The sequence below is a fragment of the Lactobacillus sp. ESL0785 genome, from assembly GCF_029395455.1.
Lineage (GTDB): Bacteria > Bacillota > Bacilli > Lactobacillales > Lactobacillaceae > Lactobacillus.
Genome location: NZ_CP113916.1, coordinates 1,002,272 through 1,020,825 on the forward strand (window position 1 = coordinate 1,002,272; position 18,554 = coordinate 1,020,825).

Annotated in this window: 14 protein-coding genes; 2 read left to right on the plus strand and 12 right to left on the minus strand. The window is 37.5% G+C overall.

The genetic code is table 11. The features are described 5' to 3' along the window. Positions 1-80: 80 nt before the first annotated feature. From OZY43_RS04865 to OZY43_RS04910, 10 genes are all read right to left on the minus strand, one after another. Complete coding sequence (locus OZY43_RS04865) at positions 81-4,394, minus strand: PolC-type DNA polymerase III (protein ID WP_277163940.1); 4,314 nt, start codon at positions 4,392-4,394, stop codon at positions 81-83. A gap of 6 nt (positions 4,395-4,400) precedes the next feature. Beyond that, positions 4,401-6,101 carry a proline--tRNA ligase gene (locus OZY43_RS04870; protein WP_277163942.1) on the minus strand — a complete coding sequence of 567 codons (1,701 nt, stop codon included), beginning with the start codon at positions 6,099-6,101 and terminating at the stop codon, positions 4,401-4,403. 30 nt (positions 6,102-6,131) lie between these two features. Beyond that, positions 6,132-7,388 (minus strand): RIP metalloprotease RseP, encoded by a 1,257-nt coding sequence (gene rseP, locus OZY43_RS04875; RefSeq protein ID WP_277163943.1) that lies wholly within the window; start codon positions 7,386-7,388, stop codon positions 6,132-6,134. A gap of 10 nt (positions 7,389-7,398) precedes the next feature. After that, positions 7,399-8,196 carry a phosphatidate cytidylyltransferase gene (locus OZY43_RS04880; RefSeq protein ID WP_277163945.1) on the minus strand — a complete coding sequence of 266 codons (798 nt, stop codon included), beginning with the start codon at positions 8,194-8,196 and terminating at the stop codon, positions 7,399-7,401. Positions 8,197-8,205: 9 nt separating this feature from the next. Further along, positions 8,206-8,937 carry an isoprenyl transferase gene (locus OZY43_RS04885; protein WP_277163947.1) on the minus strand — a complete coding sequence of 244 codons (732 nt, stop codon included), beginning with the start codon at positions 8,935-8,937 and terminating at the stop codon, positions 8,206-8,208. Positions 8,938-8,940: 3 nt separating this feature from the next. Then, complete coding sequence (gene frr, locus OZY43_RS04890; protein ID WP_277163949.1) at positions 8,941-9,498, minus strand: ribosome recycling factor; 558 nt, start codon at positions 9,496-9,498, stop codon at positions 8,941-8,943. Next, the gene (gene pyrH / locus OZY43_RS04895) at positions 9,498-10,223 is read right to left on the minus strand and encodes a UMP kinase (protein ID WP_277163950.1); all 726 of its coding nucleotides are present in this window, start codon (positions 10,221-10,223) and stop codon (positions 9,498-9,500) included. Before pyrH ends, frr begins: the two co-directional genes overlap by 1 nt. 134 nt (positions 10,224-10,357) lie before the next feature. Next, on the minus strand, positions 10,358-11,233 hold the full coding sequence (gene tsf / locus OZY43_RS04900; RefSeq protein WP_277163951.1) for a translation elongation factor Ts: 876 nt from the start codon (positions 11,231-11,233) through the stop codon (positions 10,358-10,360). A 30-nt stretch (positions 11,234-11,263) separates the two neighbouring features. Beyond that, positions 11,264-12,049, minus strand: coding sequence for a 30S ribosomal protein S2 (gene rpsB / locus OZY43_RS04905; protein ID WP_277163953.1), 786 nt, complete (start codon positions 12,047-12,049; stop codon positions 11,264-11,266). Positions 12,050-12,207: 158 nt separating this feature from the next. Beyond that, on the minus strand, positions 12,208-13,239 hold the full coding sequence (locus tag OZY43_RS04910; protein WP_277163955.1) for a GIY-YIG nuclease family protein: 1,032 nt from the start codon (positions 13,237-13,239) through the stop codon (positions 12,208-12,210). A gap of 62 nt (positions 13,240-13,301) precedes the next feature. Here OZY43_RS04910 and OZY43_RS04915 point away from each other — a divergent pair, with 62 nt between their 5' ends. Then, positions 13,302-13,916, plus strand: coding sequence for a 1-acyl-sn-glycerol-3-phosphate acyltransferase (locus OZY43_RS04915; protein ID WP_277163956.1), 615 nt, complete (start codon positions 13,302-13,304; stop codon positions 13,914-13,916). Positions 13,917-14,002: 86 nt separating this feature from the next. Continuing rightward, positions 14,003-15,181 (plus strand): cyclopropane-fatty-acyl-phospholipid synthase family protein, encoded by a 1,179-nt coding sequence (locus OZY43_RS04920; RefSeq protein WP_277163957.1) that lies wholly within the window; start codon positions 14,003-14,005, stop codon positions 15,179-15,181. A gap of 64 nt (positions 15,182-15,245) precedes the next feature. On the opposite strand, the gene OZY43_RS04925 is transcribed toward OZY43_RS04920, so the two are convergent. Together OZY43_RS04925 and OZY43_RS04930 are read right to left on the minus strand one after the other, a co-directional pair. Beyond that, positions 15,246-16,646, minus strand: coding sequence for an FAD-binding oxidoreductase (locus OZY43_RS04925; protein WP_277163959.1), 1,401 nt, complete (start codon positions 16,644-16,646; stop codon positions 15,246-15,248). A gap of 126 nt (positions 16,647-16,772) precedes the next feature. Next, a complete protein-coding gene (locus OZY43_RS04930; protein WP_277163960.1) occupies positions 16,773-18,554 on the minus strand; it encodes an ABC transporter ATP-binding protein in 1,782 nt (593 codons plus the stop codon).

Sequence of the window (18,554 nt, forward strand, 5' to 3'; positions counted from 1 at the left end):
TAAAATTACTTTATTATACAACTTTTAATAAGGACATATTGAAAAAAACGTCAGTTACAAACTAACGCTTTTTATTTATTTTAAAGATCAAATAATGATAACTGGTTCTGATCAGGCATCCCTTCCAAAACACCGTTATCTTCCAAATAATCCATAATTGTCTGCGAAACTTTTCCGCGTTTAGCTAAATCCTCTTTTGATAAGAACTTTTGCTCTGCCCGAGCAGCGACAATTTGTTTAGCTGCATTATTGCCAAGACCCGGTACTGCATTAAATGGTGCCAAAATTGTATGTTGATCGAGAATTTTAAAATTAGTTGCTTCTGACTGATTAATATCAACCATCTTAATCTTAATTCCCCGCTCCAAACATTCATTAGCAATTTCAAGTACTGTTAATAAGCTCTTGTCTTTAGCAGAAGCATCGTTGCCTTGATCTTGAATCTGCTTCATGGCTGCCTTAACCGTGTTTTTACCATGACTCATCGCTACTAAGTCAAACAAGTCGGCCCGAACAGAAAAGTAAGCTGTGTAATAAATTTCAGGATAATAAACCTTGAACCATGCAATCCGCAGAGCCATCAAAATATAAGCTGTTGCATGCGCCTTCGGGAACATGTACTTAATTTTAAGACATGACGGAATATACCAGTCCGGAATCTTGTCATTTTTCTTCAGAACGGCCATATCCTCATCGCTAATTCCGCGACCATGACGCACAGATTCCATTGTTGAAAAGGCAACTTCCGGCTTTACACCCCAGTGGATTAAGTCCATCATGATGTTGTCCCGACAACCAATAACATTTTTTAACTTGCAAGTTCCATCATTAATTAGTTCCTCAGCGTTGCCCAACCATACATCCGTACCATGTGACAAGCCAGAAATCTGTAATAATTCAGAAAACGTTGTTGGCTTAGTTTCTTCAAGCATTCCCCGAACAAATCTGGTACCAAATTCTGGAACACCTAATGTTCCCGTTTCTGATTGAATTTGTTCTGGCTTCACGCCCAATATTTTAGGACTAGAAAACAGCGACATCACACCAGGATCATCTGGTGGAATTGTCAACGGATCAATCCCCGACAAATCTTGAAGCATTCTGATCATCGTTGGGTCATCATGTCCCAGAATATCAAATTTCAAAATATTATCGTGAATTGAGTGGAAATCAAAGTGAGTAGTTAACCAGGCTGCATGTACATCATCAGCAGGATATTGAACAGGTGTAAAATCATAAATATCCATATCATCAGGAACAACAACAATTCCCGCAGGGTGTTGCCCCGTAGTACGTTTAACACCACTGACACCTGCTGCCAACCGGTCAAGTTCAGCACTGCGTAAGTTAAGTTCTTTTTCTTCATCATAGTGCTTGGCGTAGCCATAAGCAGTCTTGTCTGCCACCGTCGCGATTGTTCCCGCACGATAAGAATTATCCGGCCCAAACATAACCCGAATAAAATTATGCGCTACTGGCTGATAGTCACCTGAGAAGTTCAAATCAATATCAGGAACCTTATCACCGTGAAAGCCTAAGAAAGTCGCAAACGGAATATCTTGCCCATCTTTGACTAATTCTGTACCACATTTTGGACACTTATCATCGGGCAGGTCATAACCTGAACCATATTCACCGTTTTCAAAAAACTTGGAATACTTACATTGCGGACATCGATAATGAGGCGCCAACGGATTAACTTCCGTAATTCCTGACATTGTTGCAACTAGGCTTGAACCGACAGACCCCCGCGAGCCAACCAAATAACCATCCTTATTCGACTTGGCAACTAAACGTTGCGAAATCAAATAAATAACCGCATAACCATTAGAAATAATTGAATTTAGTTCCATTTCCAACCGATCTTGCACAATTTTAGGTAATGGCTTGCCGTAAAGTTCATAGGCCTTATCGTAAGTCAGTCGCTTCATTTCCTCATCGGCATTATCAATATGCGGCGGGAACAGACCATCCTTGATTGGTGCGATTTCTTCAGTCGACGCCGCAATCTTGTTTGGATTAGTAATGACAATCTCTTTTGCGGCATCCTCACCTAAGAAACTAAACGCATCAAGCATTTCTTGAGTACTATAAAAATGCAGGTCAGGCTGTGGCTTATTTCGATCTGGATTACTTCTTTGTGCAGAAATTAAAATTGTACGGTAAATTGCATCATGCTTTTCAACATAATGGGCATCCCCTGTTGCCACTACTGGTTTCTTTAACTCTTTTCCGAGTTTATAAATATTAGTTAAAATCTCTTCCAGTTCAGCTTCATCAGCAATCAAGTGATCCACAATCATCTGTGCGTAATTAGCTGGCGGTTGCACTTCAAGATAGTCATAAAACCTAGCCTTTTTGCGTGCTTCATCATAGCCTTTTTGCATCATAGCAACAAAGACATCACCTTGCAGACATCCTGAGCCATAAAGTAGCCCATCATGATACTTAGCTAAATCTGATTTAGGAGTTCGCGGAATTCGATAAAAATCTTTTGTACTAGCAATTGAAACTAACCGGTACATATTTTTTAGTCCTGCCTGATTTTTAGCTAAGATGGTCATATGCGATGGCCTAGCCCGCTTAAAGACTTGACCGCGAGCAGCATAATCATTCATCTTACCTAGGTCATCTTCGTTAAACTTAGCCTTAAAGGCGTCAAGTAATTTAAACATCAAATAACCTGTTGCTTCAGCGTCCTGATTAGCGCGGTGGTGATGCTCCAAGACAACGTTATACTTCTTAGCCAGCGAATCTAATGTATGTCTTGTCTGTTCTGGGTGCAATAAACGGGAGACTTCCAAGGTATCAACAACTGGTTGGGTAATTTCCTGTAAATTTGTCCGTCTTAACGCAGCATTAACAAAGCCAACATCAAATTGAACATTGTGCCCACATAATGGTCGATCACCATAAAAATCCTGAAACTGTTTAATCACAACCGCTTCATCGTCCGCGGCACTGACCATTTCATCAGTAATTGAGGTTAAATTAATCGTTTGTTCACTCAAAGGATGATGTGGATTAATAAATTTATCGAACCGCTCAAGAACTTCACCGTTTTTCATTTTAACGGCACCAATTTCAATAATTGTGTCGTAAACAGATGATAAACCCGTGGTTTCCACGTCAAAAATTACAAATTCGCGGTCCTCATACTTCATTGAGGCTGGATTAAGTACTAACAAGGCATGATCATCAATCATATTCGCTTCAACGCCGTAAATAATTTTAATGCCATTCTTTTTACCAACATTGTAGGCTTCTGGGAAGGACTGAACATCAGCATGATCCGTAATTGCGATTGCATTTTGACCAAACTTTTTCGCAGTCAAAATAAAGTCTGTAGCAGTGTTAGTTGCATCTAGCTGACTCATGTTTGTATGCAAATGCAACTCCACTCTTTTTTCATCGCCCTGATACTTTTCAGTTCGACCAACATGCTGAACAACTTCAAAGCTTGAAATATTAAAGACAACATCGTGTTGCCATTGATCATCTGCAGCAGTACCCTGCATTTTTGCCCAAGTACCCGGTTTTAATTCCGCAATACTCTTAATCTGCTCTTTATCAGACACGAACTTCTTAAAAGAAATTGAATCAGTATAGTCAGTAATTTCACCAGTAAAAATAATTGCTCCCGACTTCAATTCTCGACTTTCAGTATTAAAGATATTGCCTTCAATGACAACATTTCGTGTACCATCAACGACTTCTTTAATTTGAGTAATTGGCAAACTTTCATCTAGCTTGCGCTTACCATAACGGGTCTTTTTAGTCGGATATGTTTGCGGCTTAGGCCGCTCCTTAAGTGGAGCTGCATCATAAGCTTCTTGCATACTTTGCTCATGCTGCTCTTGCAGTTGCTGTAAACTTTCAAGATTGCTCTGGGAGTTTTGCTCATCAAGTTCCGTCACAAACTTTAAGTTAAAGAACCCAAAAGCTCGCATTTCTTCTGCTAATTTATCTAAACTTTGCTGCTTAATCAAACCATCAACAACTAAGTTATCAACTGGAATAATCCAACGGTCATTTTCTTTTTTAGGCTGATGACCAGCAATAAATTCACGTGCTACTGGTTGCAAAAATTGTGAATTTTGAACCACAAAATGCCAGTAATCAGTTAAATAATCATCAGCACCATCTTGACTGCGAACAAATAACCTTGTCTTCACAAATGAAGAAAAGTTAGCAGCAATTGCCTTATTTAAAGCATCGTAAGTTTCAAATTTTAATGGTGTAGTAAAAAGAACATGGATATCCCACCTATGTTCTTTAGCGTAAACATCCACGTTCTCAATTTCGCCTTTTCTGAGTAACTCATTATCCTCAAATTGTTCAGGAAAATGAATTTGTTCTAAAAGTCGTAAGAAAAGCTCGTTTTTATTAGTCACGAAAAATTATCCTAACTCTTTATTTATAAAATTATCTAATTCAGCAACTGAAATTTCACTAGCCTTATCATCAGTTGGTTTCTTAACTTCAACAATGCCTTCGCTAGCCTTTTTACCAATTGTAATCCTAATTGGTGCCCCAACCAAATCAGCATCAGCAAATTTAACCCCAGCACGTTCATTTCGATCATCGTATAATACATCATAATTCAAACTGTACTTCTGATCTAATTCTTCGGCTAACTTAGTTTGTTCTGCATCCTTCATTTTCATTTGGACAATGTGCAAGTCAAATGGGGCAATTTCTTTTGGCCAAGCAATACCAAACTTAGTTGCATGCTGCTCAACTGCAGCAGATAACATTCTAGTTACACCAATCCCATATGAACCCATAATCACAGGCTGCGTTTTTCCATTTTGATCTAAGAAATTCGCACCCATTGTTTCAGTATAATAAGTTCCTAACTTAAAAATATGACCAACTTCAATTGAAGTTGTAAATTTCAATGGTAAATGATCAATAGGATCTGGTTCGCCTTCATTAGCCACCCGAATATCACCAAATTGATCAACTTTAAAATCGCGATCAAGATTAGCATTTTTTAATTGGTAGCCTGTCTTATTAGCACCAACAACAACATTATAAAGATTCTTTACAGTTTCATCAGCAATAATTTTATCAGCCCAATCTGCCTTAACTGGACCAACGCCACCTTTAGCAGCACCAGTAATTGTAACTAATTCTTCGTCAGTTGCTGCTCGTAAAGTATCAGCATCGAGCAAGTGAGTTAACTTAACTTCATTAATTTGCTTATCACCACGAATTAGTACTAAAACATGTTCTTGCTCATTTACAATATATAAAACACTCTTAACAATTCTCGTAGCTGGCACTTGCATAAAGTCAACTAAATCAGCAATTGTTTCTTGCTCTGGAGTAGCAACTTCAACTAATTCTTGTGCATCTTCTTGATCTTGTTTAAAAGTATCAACACTGGTTGCCATCTCAAGGTTAGCAGAATAAGTGCCTGTTTCATTAGTTGCAATTGTATCTTCACCAATTGCAGCTGGAGCTTGAAATTCAGTTGAATTCTTACCCCCCATTGTGCCTGAATCAGCAATAACAGGATTAACTTGGACACCACAACGACGGTAAATAGCTTCAAAAGCGCGCTTTTCATCGTCAAATTGTTCATCTAATTGCTCACGAGTTGCCGCAAAACTATACGCATCAAGCATAATAAATTCACGACCACGCAGTAAACCAAAACGTGGCCGGTTTTCATCACGGTACTTTGTCTGAATTTGGTAAAGAGCAATTGGCATTTGTTTGTAACTCTTTATATTTTTAGCTACAATTTCAGTAAAAGTTTCCTCATGAGTTGGCCCCAGCAGACTTTCACGGCCATGACGATCCTTCAAACGGAACATTTCAGGACCATATTTTTGTAACCGACCAGATTCTTCCCACAATGACGCTGGTAAAAAATGTGGCATCAACATTTCAGGAACATTAATCTTTGCCATTTCTTCTTCCATAATGTTCTCAGCCTTGCGCAAAACGCGATAGCCTAATGGCAAGTAAGCATACACACCTGCTGTAACCTGGCGAATATATCCTCCACGAAGCATTAACTGATGACTTTTTGCCACTGCATCTGAAGGTGCTTCTTTTAAAGTCGGCATAAATAATTTAGATTGACGCATTAGATTTCCCCCAAGAAAAATAAAAATTTTCTATTTGATAAAGTAACGATAAATATCATTACCAGTAACTGCAATAATTAAGATTAATAACAAACCAAAACCAATTAATTCAACAATGGCTTCATGATCTTCAGAAATTGGTTTACCACGAACAATTTCAATAATATTTAATAAGAATTTACCACCATCAAGGCCGGGAATTGGAATCAAATTAACAATTCCTAAGTTAATTGAAATCATTGCCAAAAAGGCCAAAATATACGCAAAACCCATTTTAGAAACTTGCGCAGTTTCTGAATAAATTCCTACAGGGCCAGATAACTTGTTTAGACTAAAATGACGAAATAGCCCCCCAACAGCATTAAAAATCATGCCGGTAGTTGCAACTGCTGTATTCCAGCCACGTTTTAATTTGCTAGCTGCGCGCTCATCGCTTTTAGCCTGAATGCCAATTTGGTATTCTGTTTGGCCAGCAACCTTAATTGCCTTCGGTTTAACACTAACAGTTTGTCGCTGACCATTTTTAACTAAAGTAACAGCAATCTTTTTGCCTTTACTTTGATCAATTCGTTGTGCAAGATCATCAAAAGTGTTAATTTCATGACTATTAATTGCAACAAACTTAGATCCCGGCTTAATGCGGGCAAACTGTGCTGGTGAATTTGAAGTGACATGACCAACCGTCGTTGTAGACGGACCAGGGACTGTAAATGTCCACAATAAAAAGACAACAAAGCCTAGTATAATATTCATTAACGGTCCAGCAATATTAGTTGCTAATTTTTGCCAAACATTAGCTTGCTGAAACTGAGTATCCCGTGGCGCAATGACCAGCTCGGTCTTAGATTGATCAATAATCGTTGCATCATGATTAACGTGATAAGTAACTTCCCTGTTCTCATCACCATTTTCATAACCCGTAATAACTAACTCATCAACAAGATCAGCAGCCTTAACTTGCACAGGAATTCCCGCAATTGGAATTTCTGACTCTGAAGCGTCAATTTTAACAACTTCATTTTGCTCATTTAACTGTAAAACGACTATCATTCCTGGATCTAGTTTAGTTTCATCATCTTTACTTGCTAAGCGAACGTAGCCTCCAAGTGGTAGCCAGCGAATAGTGTATGTCGTTGGATTACGCCGCACCTGAAAGAGTTTCGGCCCCATGCCAATTGAAAATTCGCGTACTAAAATACCACATTTTTTAGCAACAATAAAGTGACCAAACTCATGGACAAAGACCAATATTCCAAATACAACTAAAAAGATTAGTATGCCCTTCAATAGAATTCTCCTAGTGCATCATGCCTAATAAAGCAGCCATTACCGGTAAAACAAACAACATGCTGTCGAAACGATCCAAAATACCACCATGTCCCGGCAAAATTTTACCAGAATCTTTTACGCCATAAAAACGTTTATAAGCAGATTCAACTAAGTCACCCATTTGACCAACAATTGATAAGAAAAATGCGGCAATGATCATTTGAATTTGCGGATAACCGACGTTAACACAATAAACATAAATTGCTGCGCAAATAACAGCACATAGTGTACCACCAATTGAACCTTCCCATGTCTTGTTCGGGCTAATTACTGGCCATAACTTGTGCTTGCCAACCTTACGACCAATCATATAGGCTCCAGTATCAGTCAACCAGACAACAACGAAAACATAGCAAAGTAAAGCTAAGCCATTAGAACCATTTCTAATGGCAGCCATATAATGAAAACCTGTACCAATATATAAAGACGACAATGTGTAAACACCAATATCATCAAATGTTGTCTTATTCTTTGATAAAACGGTCCATGTCAGCATCAACATAATAATTGCAAAGTACATGCCATACTTTGACCATTGCCACGGCAACCACGTAATAAAGCTATCTGGCACCGCCCAAATAATAGTTGCGAGTAATGCTAACAAAAAATTGACTGAAACTAAAATTTGTTTCTTCATTAAGAAGATTTCACTGATGCCAACAGCCGCAAAAGCAACTGTTAACCAATCTATCCATGGCCCACCAACACAAACGATGGGAATAAATAAAATTAAAGCAATAACTGCTGTAATAACTCTTTGTTTCATATAAACTACCTAACTATCTGATTCATCAACCTTACCAAAACGACGGTTACGGTTTTGAAATTCATTAACAAACTTACACAGATCGTTCTCTGTAAAATCAGGCCAGCTTTTAGGACTAAAAGCTAATTCAGAATAAGCAACTTGCCAAAGTAAAAAATTAGACAAACGCTGCTCACCTGACGTTCTGATTACCAAGTCAGGATCCCGAAATTTACCAAATTTAGCTGTCATTAACCGCTGTGAAATCATTTCTTCATCAATCTGATTACTCGTTAACGCGCCGCTTTCAATCATTCCACCTAATTCTTTAACGGCAGACGTAATCTCACTTCGTGCACCATAATTAAACGCAAAATTCAGAATTAATCCTGTATTATTGGCAGTCTCAGCCATTGCCCGTTGAACAACATTATACGTCTTTTTAGGTAATTGATCTAAATACCCCATAATGTTGACTTTAACATTATTTGCCATCAAAATTGGCATAAACTTGTCAAAAAAGCGTACTGGTAAATTCATTAAATAGGCAACTTCTTCTTTAGGTCGAGCCCAATTTTCTGTTGAAAAAGCGTAAAGCGATAAAACCTTGATACCTAACTTATCAGCGGCTAAAGTAATTCGCTCAACATTATTCATACCCTCATGATGTCCGGCAACACGCGGCTTTCCTTGCTTACGTGCCCAGCGTCCATTACCGTCCATAATAATGGCAAGGTGATTTAATTGATTCTTTGCTGTCATTATTTAACCTTGCGTAATTTCTGTCCGCTTTTGGTCAGCTAAATCATCGATTTTCTTAGTTGCATTATCCGTAATTTTTTGAACTTGCTTTTCTAACGTACGTTGCTCATCTTCCGTAATTTCGTCGTCTTTTTCTTGTTTTTTAAGACTATTCATTGCATCACGGCGAACATTTCTAACCGCAATTTTTGCTTCTTCAGCCAATTTATTAACTTGCTTAGCAATTTCTTGACGCCGTTCACCAGTTAATTGTGGAATCACTAATCTGATTACTTTACCATCATTAGCTGGTGTCAAACCTAAGTTTGAAGCCATCAATGCATGTTCAATATTGTCCAAACTACTTTGATCGTACGGTGTAATTAGTAATACGCGCGGTTCTGGAATTGTCACACTAGACATTTGCGTTAATGGAGTTGGTGCACCATAGTAATCAACTTTTACACCCTCTAAAATTGCAGCATTTGCAACACCAGCACGAATTGAACCCAAGTTCTTTTGAAAGACCGTAATTGACTTATCCATATTTTCTTGAGCTTTTTTAATTGTTTCGTTATTCATTATTTACCACCTTCAATAACAGTACCAATTGGTTCACCCATGACTGCTCTTTTAATATTACCTTGAGTATTAACATTAAATACAATTAACGGAATATTGGTATCCATCGAGAGTGAGCTCGCCGTTCGATCCATTACTTTCAAATCTTTTGCAATTAAATCAAGTTGCGTTAATTCATGATACTTTGTTGCATTTGGATCAAGTTTAGGGTCAGCAGAGTAAACACCATCAACACCATTTTTAGCCATTAAAATAACATCAGCATTAATTTCAGCGGCACGAAGTGCAGCAGTAGTATCAGTTGAGAAGTATGGATTACCAGTACCACCACCCATAATGACTACACGGCCTTTTTCTAAATGACGAATGGCTTTTCTTCTAATGTAAGGTTCCGCAATTTGCCGCATTTCAATTGAAGTTTGTAATCTTGTCGGAACACCAACGTGCTCTAACCCATCTTGAAGAGCCAAGCCATTCATAATTGTAGCTAGCATTCCCATATAATCGGCTTGTGAACGTTCCATGCCCAGCTTCTCACCAGTTTCGCCGCGCCACATATTGCCACCACCACAAACTACACCAATATCGACTCCCAAGTCATGAACCGATTTGATTTCTTGAGCTAAGTGACTGATAACCGTAGGATCAATCCCTGTTCCCTTATCACCAGCTAAGGCCTCACCAGAAATTTTTAAAATAACCCGCTTATATTTAACTTTAGTCATAGTGACCTCCTCTATCATCTAAATATTTTACCATATTACACAGGTAATTGTCCGACCACAAAATAAAAGACAACAATTTTTCCAGAAAAAAAGAGAAGGTATCTATCCCTCTCTTTTTTTAACCAACAAAGAAATTACTTCATTTGTTCTTTTACTTCAGCAGCAAAGTCTTCTTGCTTCTTTTCAATACCTTCGCCAACTTCGTAACGAGTATAAGCAACAACTTCGCCACCTTCTGACTTAGCATATTCAGCAACAGTCTTGTCAGAATCCTTAACGTAAGGTTGATCAACTAAACAAATTTCACTTAAGTACTTGTTTACCCGACCTTCAACAATCTTAGGAACGATCTTAGCTGGCTTACCCTCATTTTCAGTTTCCTTAGTGAAAACTTCTTTTTGCCGGTCAAAATCAGCTTTAGGAACGGAATCCTTGTTTAAGTATTCTGGATTAATAGCAGCAACGTGCATTGCAATATTCTTAGCTGCTTCTTCATTGCCACCCTTCAAGGTAACAAGAGCAACAATTGCACCACCATTGTGCTTGTATGCACCAAAGACTTCATCATCGTTCTTGGTAATTAAATCAAATCTTCTCAAAGTGATCTTTTCACCAATAACAGCAGTTAAATTAGTAATTTCCTTACCAATAGTTGAGTCTCCCATTGGAGCATCCAATGCTTCTTCAACATTAGCTGGTTTAGCAGCAAGAATTGCTTTAGTAACATCATCAACTAATTTGATAAACTTATCATTTGATGAAACAAAGTCAGTTTCTGAATTAATTTCAACTAAAGCAGCTGTATTACCATCAAAGGCATATTCAGCTAAACCTTCGGCAGCAATTCTACCAGACTTCTTAGCAGCCTTGGCAACACCGTTTTCTCTTAAGATGTCAATTGCCTTTTCAATGTCTCCATCAGCCTTAACTAAGGCCTTCTTGGAGTCCATCATACCGGCACCAGTACGATCACGTAATTCTTTAACTTGCTTAGCAGTAATATTTGCCATGCTTGTCCTCCTTGTTAGAAACAGTAAAAACTATTCTTGATCTGAATCTTCTTCAGTTTTGCTTTCTTCTGCATCTTCAGTATCAGCAGCACCGTTAGCCATTTCGACTTCAATGCTTTCATCGTTATCGTCTTGACCTTGCTTACCTTCAATAACAGCATCAGCCATTGCACCTGAAATTAAGCGAATAGCACGGATAGCGTCATCGTTTGAAGGAATAACAACATCAACTGGATTTGGATCAGTATTAGTGTCAACCATTGCGACAACTGGAATACCTAAAATATTAGCTTCGTGAACAGCAATCTTTTCCTTCTTAGGATCAACAACAAACAAAACATCAGGAATTCTAGGCATATCTTCAATACCACCTAAGAATCTTTCAAGCTTGTCCATTTCCTTAGTCAAAAGTGAAGCTTCCTTCTTTGGTAATACATCAAAGGTACCGTCTTCTGACATCTTCTTTAAATCTTTTAATCTTTGTACTCGGCTTTGGATTGTCTTCCAGTTAGTCAAAGTACCACCTAACCAACGTTGGTTAACGTAGTATTGACCAGCACGAGTTGCTTCTTCAGCAATTGAATCTTGAGCTTGCTTCTTAGTTCCGACAAAAAGAATTACGCCGCCGTCTTGAGCAACTGCTCTAACAAAAGCATAAGCATCATCCAACATTTTGATTGTCTTTTGCAAATCAATGATGTAGATACCATTTCTTTGAGTGAAAATATAAGGAGCCATCTTTGGATCCCATCTTCTAGTTTGGTGACCAAAATGGACACCAGCTTCAAGTAATTGTTTCATTGAAACTACTGACATAATAAATTCCTCCTATGGTTTTATCCTTCTCAAGCGGTCATTTCAACATTTCGCCAAGTGTTTGGCACCAAAACATTGATCGCTCTTGATGTGTTTTACATGTGTATCTCATTAGACGCACCTTAATAGGATACTAGATTTAACTGTAAGATGCAAGACTAAAAATTAATTGCATGCTCATGCAAGAACTTTTCTTTCCATTGTCTTGAATGGTGCTTGAACCAATATTCGCGCTTCAATGCCAAATTTTTATCAGTAAATTTTTCGTGATAAATCATTTTTACTGGTCGTCTTGCCTTAGTATACTTGGCACCTTTACCTGAATTATGCGCTGTCAGTCGTTTTTGTAAATCATCAGTAAAGCCACCATAAAAACTGCCATCGCTGCAAAGTAAAACATAAAAATAATAGTCCTTGCCCTGTTGTCTTTGCGCACGATCCTCAGGTGTTTCGCGAATAATACGCTGAATTGGCGGCAAAAAATTACCATCCTTGTCGTGAACTTCAATTGCATCTTTTAAGACCAAGCCATCACTTGCTGTATGCTTAACTGCTTCAATAATAATTAAATTACTATTATCCCCGCGATGAGAAACAAACGGCTGTACCAGCTTAATACTTAAATCGTGCTTAATACAATAATAGGCAATTTCATTTAAGCGCTCTGGTCGGTGTACCATAAAAAATTTGCCTTTCATTTTTAATAGCCCACTAGCAGTTGCAATTATTTCTTCTAAATTAATCAAAATTTCATGGCGGGCAATTGCCTTTTTCGGATCAGGATTAACTTCATGTCCCACGGGAACCTTAAAATATGGTGGATTAACAACCACCACATCATAAGAGTCTTTACGTAAAAAACTGGTGGCGTCCTTAACATTTTTTTGAAAAACTGTTATTCGATTTTCCATTTGATTTAATACAATTGACCGCCGAGCTTGTGAAGCCGCTGCTGCCTGAATTTCAACCGCATCATATTTAGCATGATTAAAATATGCTAAATAAATACTAGCAGCACAATTACCAGCACATAAATCCGCAACCTTAGACTTATCACGAATTATTTCTTTAGCTGCTGCTGCCAGCAACAGTGTATCTAGTGAAAAACTAAAAGCTGTTTTGTCCTGAATAATTTTCAAATCATCGCTATACATATAATCAATTCGTTCATTTTTTGCCAGTTTCACCATAAAATTTTGTCCTCTCCCTGAGCTTTGCTATAATATTTTACAACAAGTGGAGGAGTTTAATCATGTTTTATCATTTTATTCGCGTTGTTGCGCGTTTTGTCGTCTGGGTTATCAACGGCCATTTGCATGTTTATCATCAAGACCGCATCCCTGAAGGCAATTATATTTTAGCGGCACCTCACAGAACCTGGTGGGAGCCGATTTTGTTTGCTCTAGCAGCAAGTCCTAAAGAATTTATGTTCATGGCTAAAATCGAATTATTTAAAAATCCGCTTTTACGCTTCATTCTTAAGCATGCACACGCTTTTGCCGTTGATCGTAAGCATCCGGGGCCATCAGCACTTAAAATTCCCATTAAAGGATTGAAAAAGGGTAATTATTCATTAATTATTTTTCCCTCTGGCACAAGACACTCAGCCGAATTAAAAGGCGGCACTTTAGCTATTGCTAAATTGTCTGGTGCTCCTATTGTTCCCGTAGTTTATCAAGGACCAATTACCTTTGGCGGTTTATTAAAACGGCAGCCGCTTGATGTGTGCTTCGGTAAACCAATGCAAATTGATCGAAAAATGCGCTTATCTCATGAAAATGAAGCCCTATTTGATCAACAATTGCAGACTGCTTGGGATCAGATTGATCAAGAACACAACCCTGCTTTTCGTTATATTCCTAAATAAAAAGGTTGGACTCGTTATGAGCCCAATCTTTTTTTACTAGTGTTAAAATAAAATAATAATTATGAATGAATGGAGGAATTTTAAAATTGTTAGAAAAAACATTTTACAAAATGATGCTTAGCAAGTCTTTTCCTTTTCCAGTTAAAGTTACTTACTGGGACGGCAAAAGCGAAATTTACGGTAATGGCAATCCTGAAATTGAAATCATTTTTAAAGAAAAAATTCCAATTTCAGCAATTTCTCGCAATGCTTCATTGGCACTTGGTGAAGCCTACATGGATAAAAAAATTGAAGTTAAAGGCAGTTTACAAAAACTAATTTATGGTGCTTATGAAAGTGCTGGCAGCTTTTTACGATCAAATAAATTTCGTAAATTCTTACCTGAACAAAAACATACTGAAGAGCAAAGTGAAAAAGATGTCCAAAGTCACTACGATATTGGCAATGATTTTTATAAATTATGGCTTGATCCAACTTTGACTTATTCTTGCGCTTACTTTACTGCTGATAACCAAGATAATCTTGAACAAGCACAACTGGCAAAAGTTCATCATATTTTAAACAAATTACATCCTGAAAAAGGTAAAACCCTCCTTGACATTGGCTGTGGCTGGGGAACGTTAATGCTCACTGCTGCTAAAGAATATGGCTTAAAAGTTACTGGCGTAACATTAAGTGAAGAGCAATATAAATTAGTACAAAAGAAAATTTATGACCAAAATTTGCAAGATGTTGCAGAAATCAAACTAGAAGATTACCGCGAACTTGATGCACGAGAATGGGATTATATTACTTCTGTTGGTATGTTTGAACATGTCGGTAAAGAAAATCTCGGTGAATACTTTAATGATGTCGCTAAATACCTGAAAAAAGATGGTGTTGCCCTTATTCACGGGATTACGCGCCAGCAAGGAGGTGCCACCAACGCATGGCTTACCAAATACATTTTCCCAGGTGGTTATGTTCCCGGATTAAACGAAAACATTAGCCATATTATTGCCAGCAACCTACAAGTTGACGATCTTGAAATGCTCAGACGTCATTATCAACGCACACTAGAAATTTGGGACCGCAACTTTAACAAAAATCGTGAACAAGTTCAAAAGATGATGGGTGAACGCTTCACGCGAATGTGGGATTTATATTTACAAGCCTGTGCAGCTTCATTTGAATCCGGCAATATCGATGTAGTTCAATATTTAATTACCAAAGGCCCATCTGGTAAAAACTTACCGTTAACACGGGATTATATGTTGAATAAATAATTTACACATAAAAAACCTAGCATCCTAATTGGAATGCTAGGTTTTTTCTATCTAAAATAAATAATTATAGATTAAAAATCTTACCTGGATTTAAAATATCATGGGGATCAAGCAAACACTTAATTTTACGCAATAATTCGGTATAATCATGACCATAAAAGTCCTCAAAATTATTAGCCCGAGCATAACCAATACCATGTTCACCTGACATATTGCCATCAAGAGCTTTTGCCGTCTTATATAATTCATTAATTACTTTTTTACTGGTTTCAGCATATTCTTGCTCATTCATCTTATCCGAGCAAAGGTAAATATGCAAATTACCATCGCCAGCATGACCAAAATTAGGAATTCTGATATGCAGCTCAGTTTCCAATTCCTCAATTCTATCCAATACATCTGGAATATGATTAATTGGAACACAAATATCAATTTCATCCATTTTTGGTGTAGATTTTTGAATTGCTAATAACAATGCTTCACGGCATTCCCAAATTTTCTTTGCTTCTGCCGAGTCAGCTGCTAAAATAACAGCATCTTCAGCATTAAATGACTTAACTGCCTTCAACGTTTGCTCAAGTTCTACCTTTAATTCTTCATCAGTAAAGGCATCTAGACCTAAGATAATAAAACCGTCACCGTTCTTAATTGGAAATTGCTCTCCGGCATACTCTTCCCATAAATTAATTACTTTACGACCCATAAATTCAACTGTTGTTGGAACTACACCTGATGCTAAAATTGCTGGCACCGATCTTATTGCGTCATTCAAAGTTGGATATGGAATGATGGCATTAATCGATTTATGTGGCTTAGGATACAGTCGCAGAGTTACTTCTGTGACAACACCCAAGGTACCTTCAGACCCGATAATTAAATCTTTTAATGAATAACCTGATGCTGATTTTACGGCTTTTGAGCCAAACTTATATAATTTACCGTCTGTCAATACAACCTTTAATTCGCGGATATGTTCTCTTGTTACACCATATTTGATTGCTTTCAGACCACCAGCATTAGTCGAAACATTACCACCAATTGTAGCCCAGTGCATTGCTGGTGCAGGCATGTAAGTAAACGGCTTATCAGCTAAATATTCGTCAATGTCCTTTAATCTAATTCCTGCCTGAACTGTCATTGTTAAACTATCTGGATCATATTCCAAAACGCGATTCATCTTGACCATATCAAGTGAAATGCCGCCGTTAACATTTAAATTGGCACCCATTAAACCTGTAGAGTTGCCCCGAGGAACTAACGGAATTTGGTGGTCATTAGCATATTTAACTACCCCAGCAATTTCGTCATTATTAACAGGTTGAATTACTAATTCAGGCATTGCTCTAACCGTTCTAAACTGGTCATGATCCCAATGTTCAGTCGGCTGCGTAATAAAGCGCTCAGGTTCCGCAATTAACTTACGCAAATTTTCTCTGTCTGTCTGGTCAATTTTATGATATTCCATTATTCAGTCACTCTCTTACATTAAAATACAATATAACTAAAATTGTGTATAATTAAAATTTACGCTTTTATGTAACCGCTGTCAATAGACAAAAAAACGCCGACAAGCTTTAAAAGCTTATCTACGCTAATTTTGATTTTGCAAAGTATACAGGTTATAGTAGTAACCCTTTTGAGCCAATAGTTCTTCATGCGTACCACGTTCAATAATCCGGCCTTGATTAAGAACAATAATCTGATCAGCATCAACAATTGTTGACAACCGGTGCGCAATTGCCAGTGTGGTTCGACCTTGACGTAATCGCCGTAACCCCGCTTGAATTAAAGTTTCTGTTTCGGTATCCACATTTGCCGTTGCTTCGTCCAAAACCAAAATTTTGGGATCTGTTACTAAAGTTCGGGCAAACGAAATTAATTGTCTTTGACCTTGACTAAATTCACTGCCACCTTCACCAACTACTGCATGATATTTACCCGGTAACTTTTCGATAAAATCAGCAGCCTGAACAGTTTCAGCAGCTTGCTTAATTTGCTGATCTGTAATTTGATCATTATACAAGCGAATATTGGAACTGATATCACCGTAAAACATAAAAGGATCTTGTAGAACTAATCCTAATTTTTGACGTAATTCTTTTTTAGGATATTTTTTGATGTCTACGCCATCAATTAAAACCTCGCCTTGATAAAATTCATAAAACCGCATCATCACGTTAATAATCGAACTTTTACCAGAACCTGTATGGCCCACAATCCCTAAGGTTTCGCCAGGATTAACTGTAAATGAAATATCATGTAAAATTTCATTTTGACCATCATAAGAAAAACTAACGTGCTTAAATTCAATCTTGCCCCGCGTAATCGTCAATCCTGCTTGAACATTTTGCTGCGGCTCATAATTAGTATCATCCAAAATACGAAAAATTCTTTTGCCGGCAACAATCCCATCTTGAAAGAAAGTCATCTGGTCCATTAAGTTAGAAATTGGATTAAAAAATTGTGAAATATACTGCGAAAAAGCATAAACAACGCCCGCAGGTACAAATGTTTGCCGCAATGGAAAGCCAAAATACATTAAAGTCAATGCTAAAGCTAGCGAATAAAGTAAACTGGTTAGAGGCGAAAGCAATAAAGAATTTAAGTTGATCATACTAAATCGCGTTTTCATTAACGCCGCGTTTTCATGCTCAAAATTACCCGTCATTCGCTTTTCTTGCTTAAATTGTTGAATTAAGGAAACACCCTCAATTGATTCATTTAAATTAGTATTGATGCGACTTAGACGCTCACGATAATTCCGATATAGTTTAGAACTATGTCTAGCATACTGCCAAATAATCAAAAATGAAATTGGTAAAAAAGCCAACACAATCAGCCCAGCCAGCTTATTAGTGGCAAACATCGCAACTAAGGCAGAAATAATTGAAAATAACGATAGCACCACACTAGAAATTACCGTTAAAAAATTACTTAACGTCATCGTATCGTTAGTTACCCGCGACACGATTGAACCTGCCGGAGTTTGGTCAAAATACCGCATCCCTAAAGTATGAAGTTTTTTATAAAGTTGGGCTCTTAAACCCTCGAGTGACTTCTCTGACCCTAAAGAAAAGAAGTATTCATAAGTGAATTGCAAGATTCCCTTAATAAGTGAGCCTCCGGCATAAAGTAGTCCAGCAAACAAAATAATTTGCGTTGTCACATTAGCTTTAACCAAATAATTATCAAGAAAGAACTGCAAACCATACGGCAAAAGCATGTTAATCATACTAACTAACAATGCACCAATCCCGGCAATAATCATTTCGTTCTTAAATTGCAAGACAAATCGTACTAAACGTTTAAAAATACTTAATTGCTCTTTAATTGGGATCTCTTTTGACCATACTGATTCCTGTTGTTCATCCAT

Bases quoted from the DNA above. Each gene is read 5' to 3' on its own strand.
- OZY43_RS04870 (WP_277163942.1), bottom strand. From the start codon at position 6,101: ATGCGTCAATCTAAATTATTTATGCCGACTTTAAAAGAAGCACCTTCA.
- OZY43_RS04880 (WP_277163945.1), bottom strand. From the start codon at position 8,196: ATGAAACAAAGAGTTATTACAGCAGTTATTGCTTTAATTTTATTTATT.
- OZY43_RS04885 (WP_277163947.1), bottom strand. From the start codon at position 8,937: ATGACAGCAAAGAATCAATTAAATCACCTTGCCATTATTATGGACGGT.
- frr (WP_277163949.1), bottom strand. From the start codon at position 9,498: ATGAATAACGAAACAATTAAAAAAGCTCAAGAAAATATGGATAAGTCA.
- pyrH (WP_277163950.1), bottom strand. From the start codon at position 10,223: ATGACTAAAGTTAAATATAAGCGGGTTATTTTAAAAATTTCTGGTGAG.
- tsf (WP_277163951.1), bottom strand. From the start codon at position 11,233: ATGGCAAATATTACTGCTAAGCAAGTTAAAGAATTACGTGATCGTACT.
- rpsB (WP_277163953.1), bottom strand. From the start codon at position 12,049: ATGTCAGTAGTTTCAATGAAACAATTACTTGAAGCTGGTGTCCATTTT.
- OZY43_RS04910 (WP_277163955.1), bottom strand. From the start codon at position 13,239: ATGGTGAAACTGGCAAAAAATGAACGAATTGATTATATGTATAGCGAT.
- OZY43_RS04915 (WP_277163956.1), top strand. From the start codon at position 13,302: ATGTTTTATCATTTTATTCGCGTTGTTGCGCGTTTTGTCGTCTGGGTT.
- OZY43_RS04925 (WP_277163959.1), bottom strand. From the start codon at position 16,646: ATGGAATATCATAAAATTGACCAGACAGACAGAGAAAATTTGCGTAAG.
- OZY43_RS04930 (WP_277163960.1), bottom strand. From the start codon at position 18,554: ATGGATGAACAACAGGAATCAGTATGGTCAAAAGAGATCCCAATTAAA.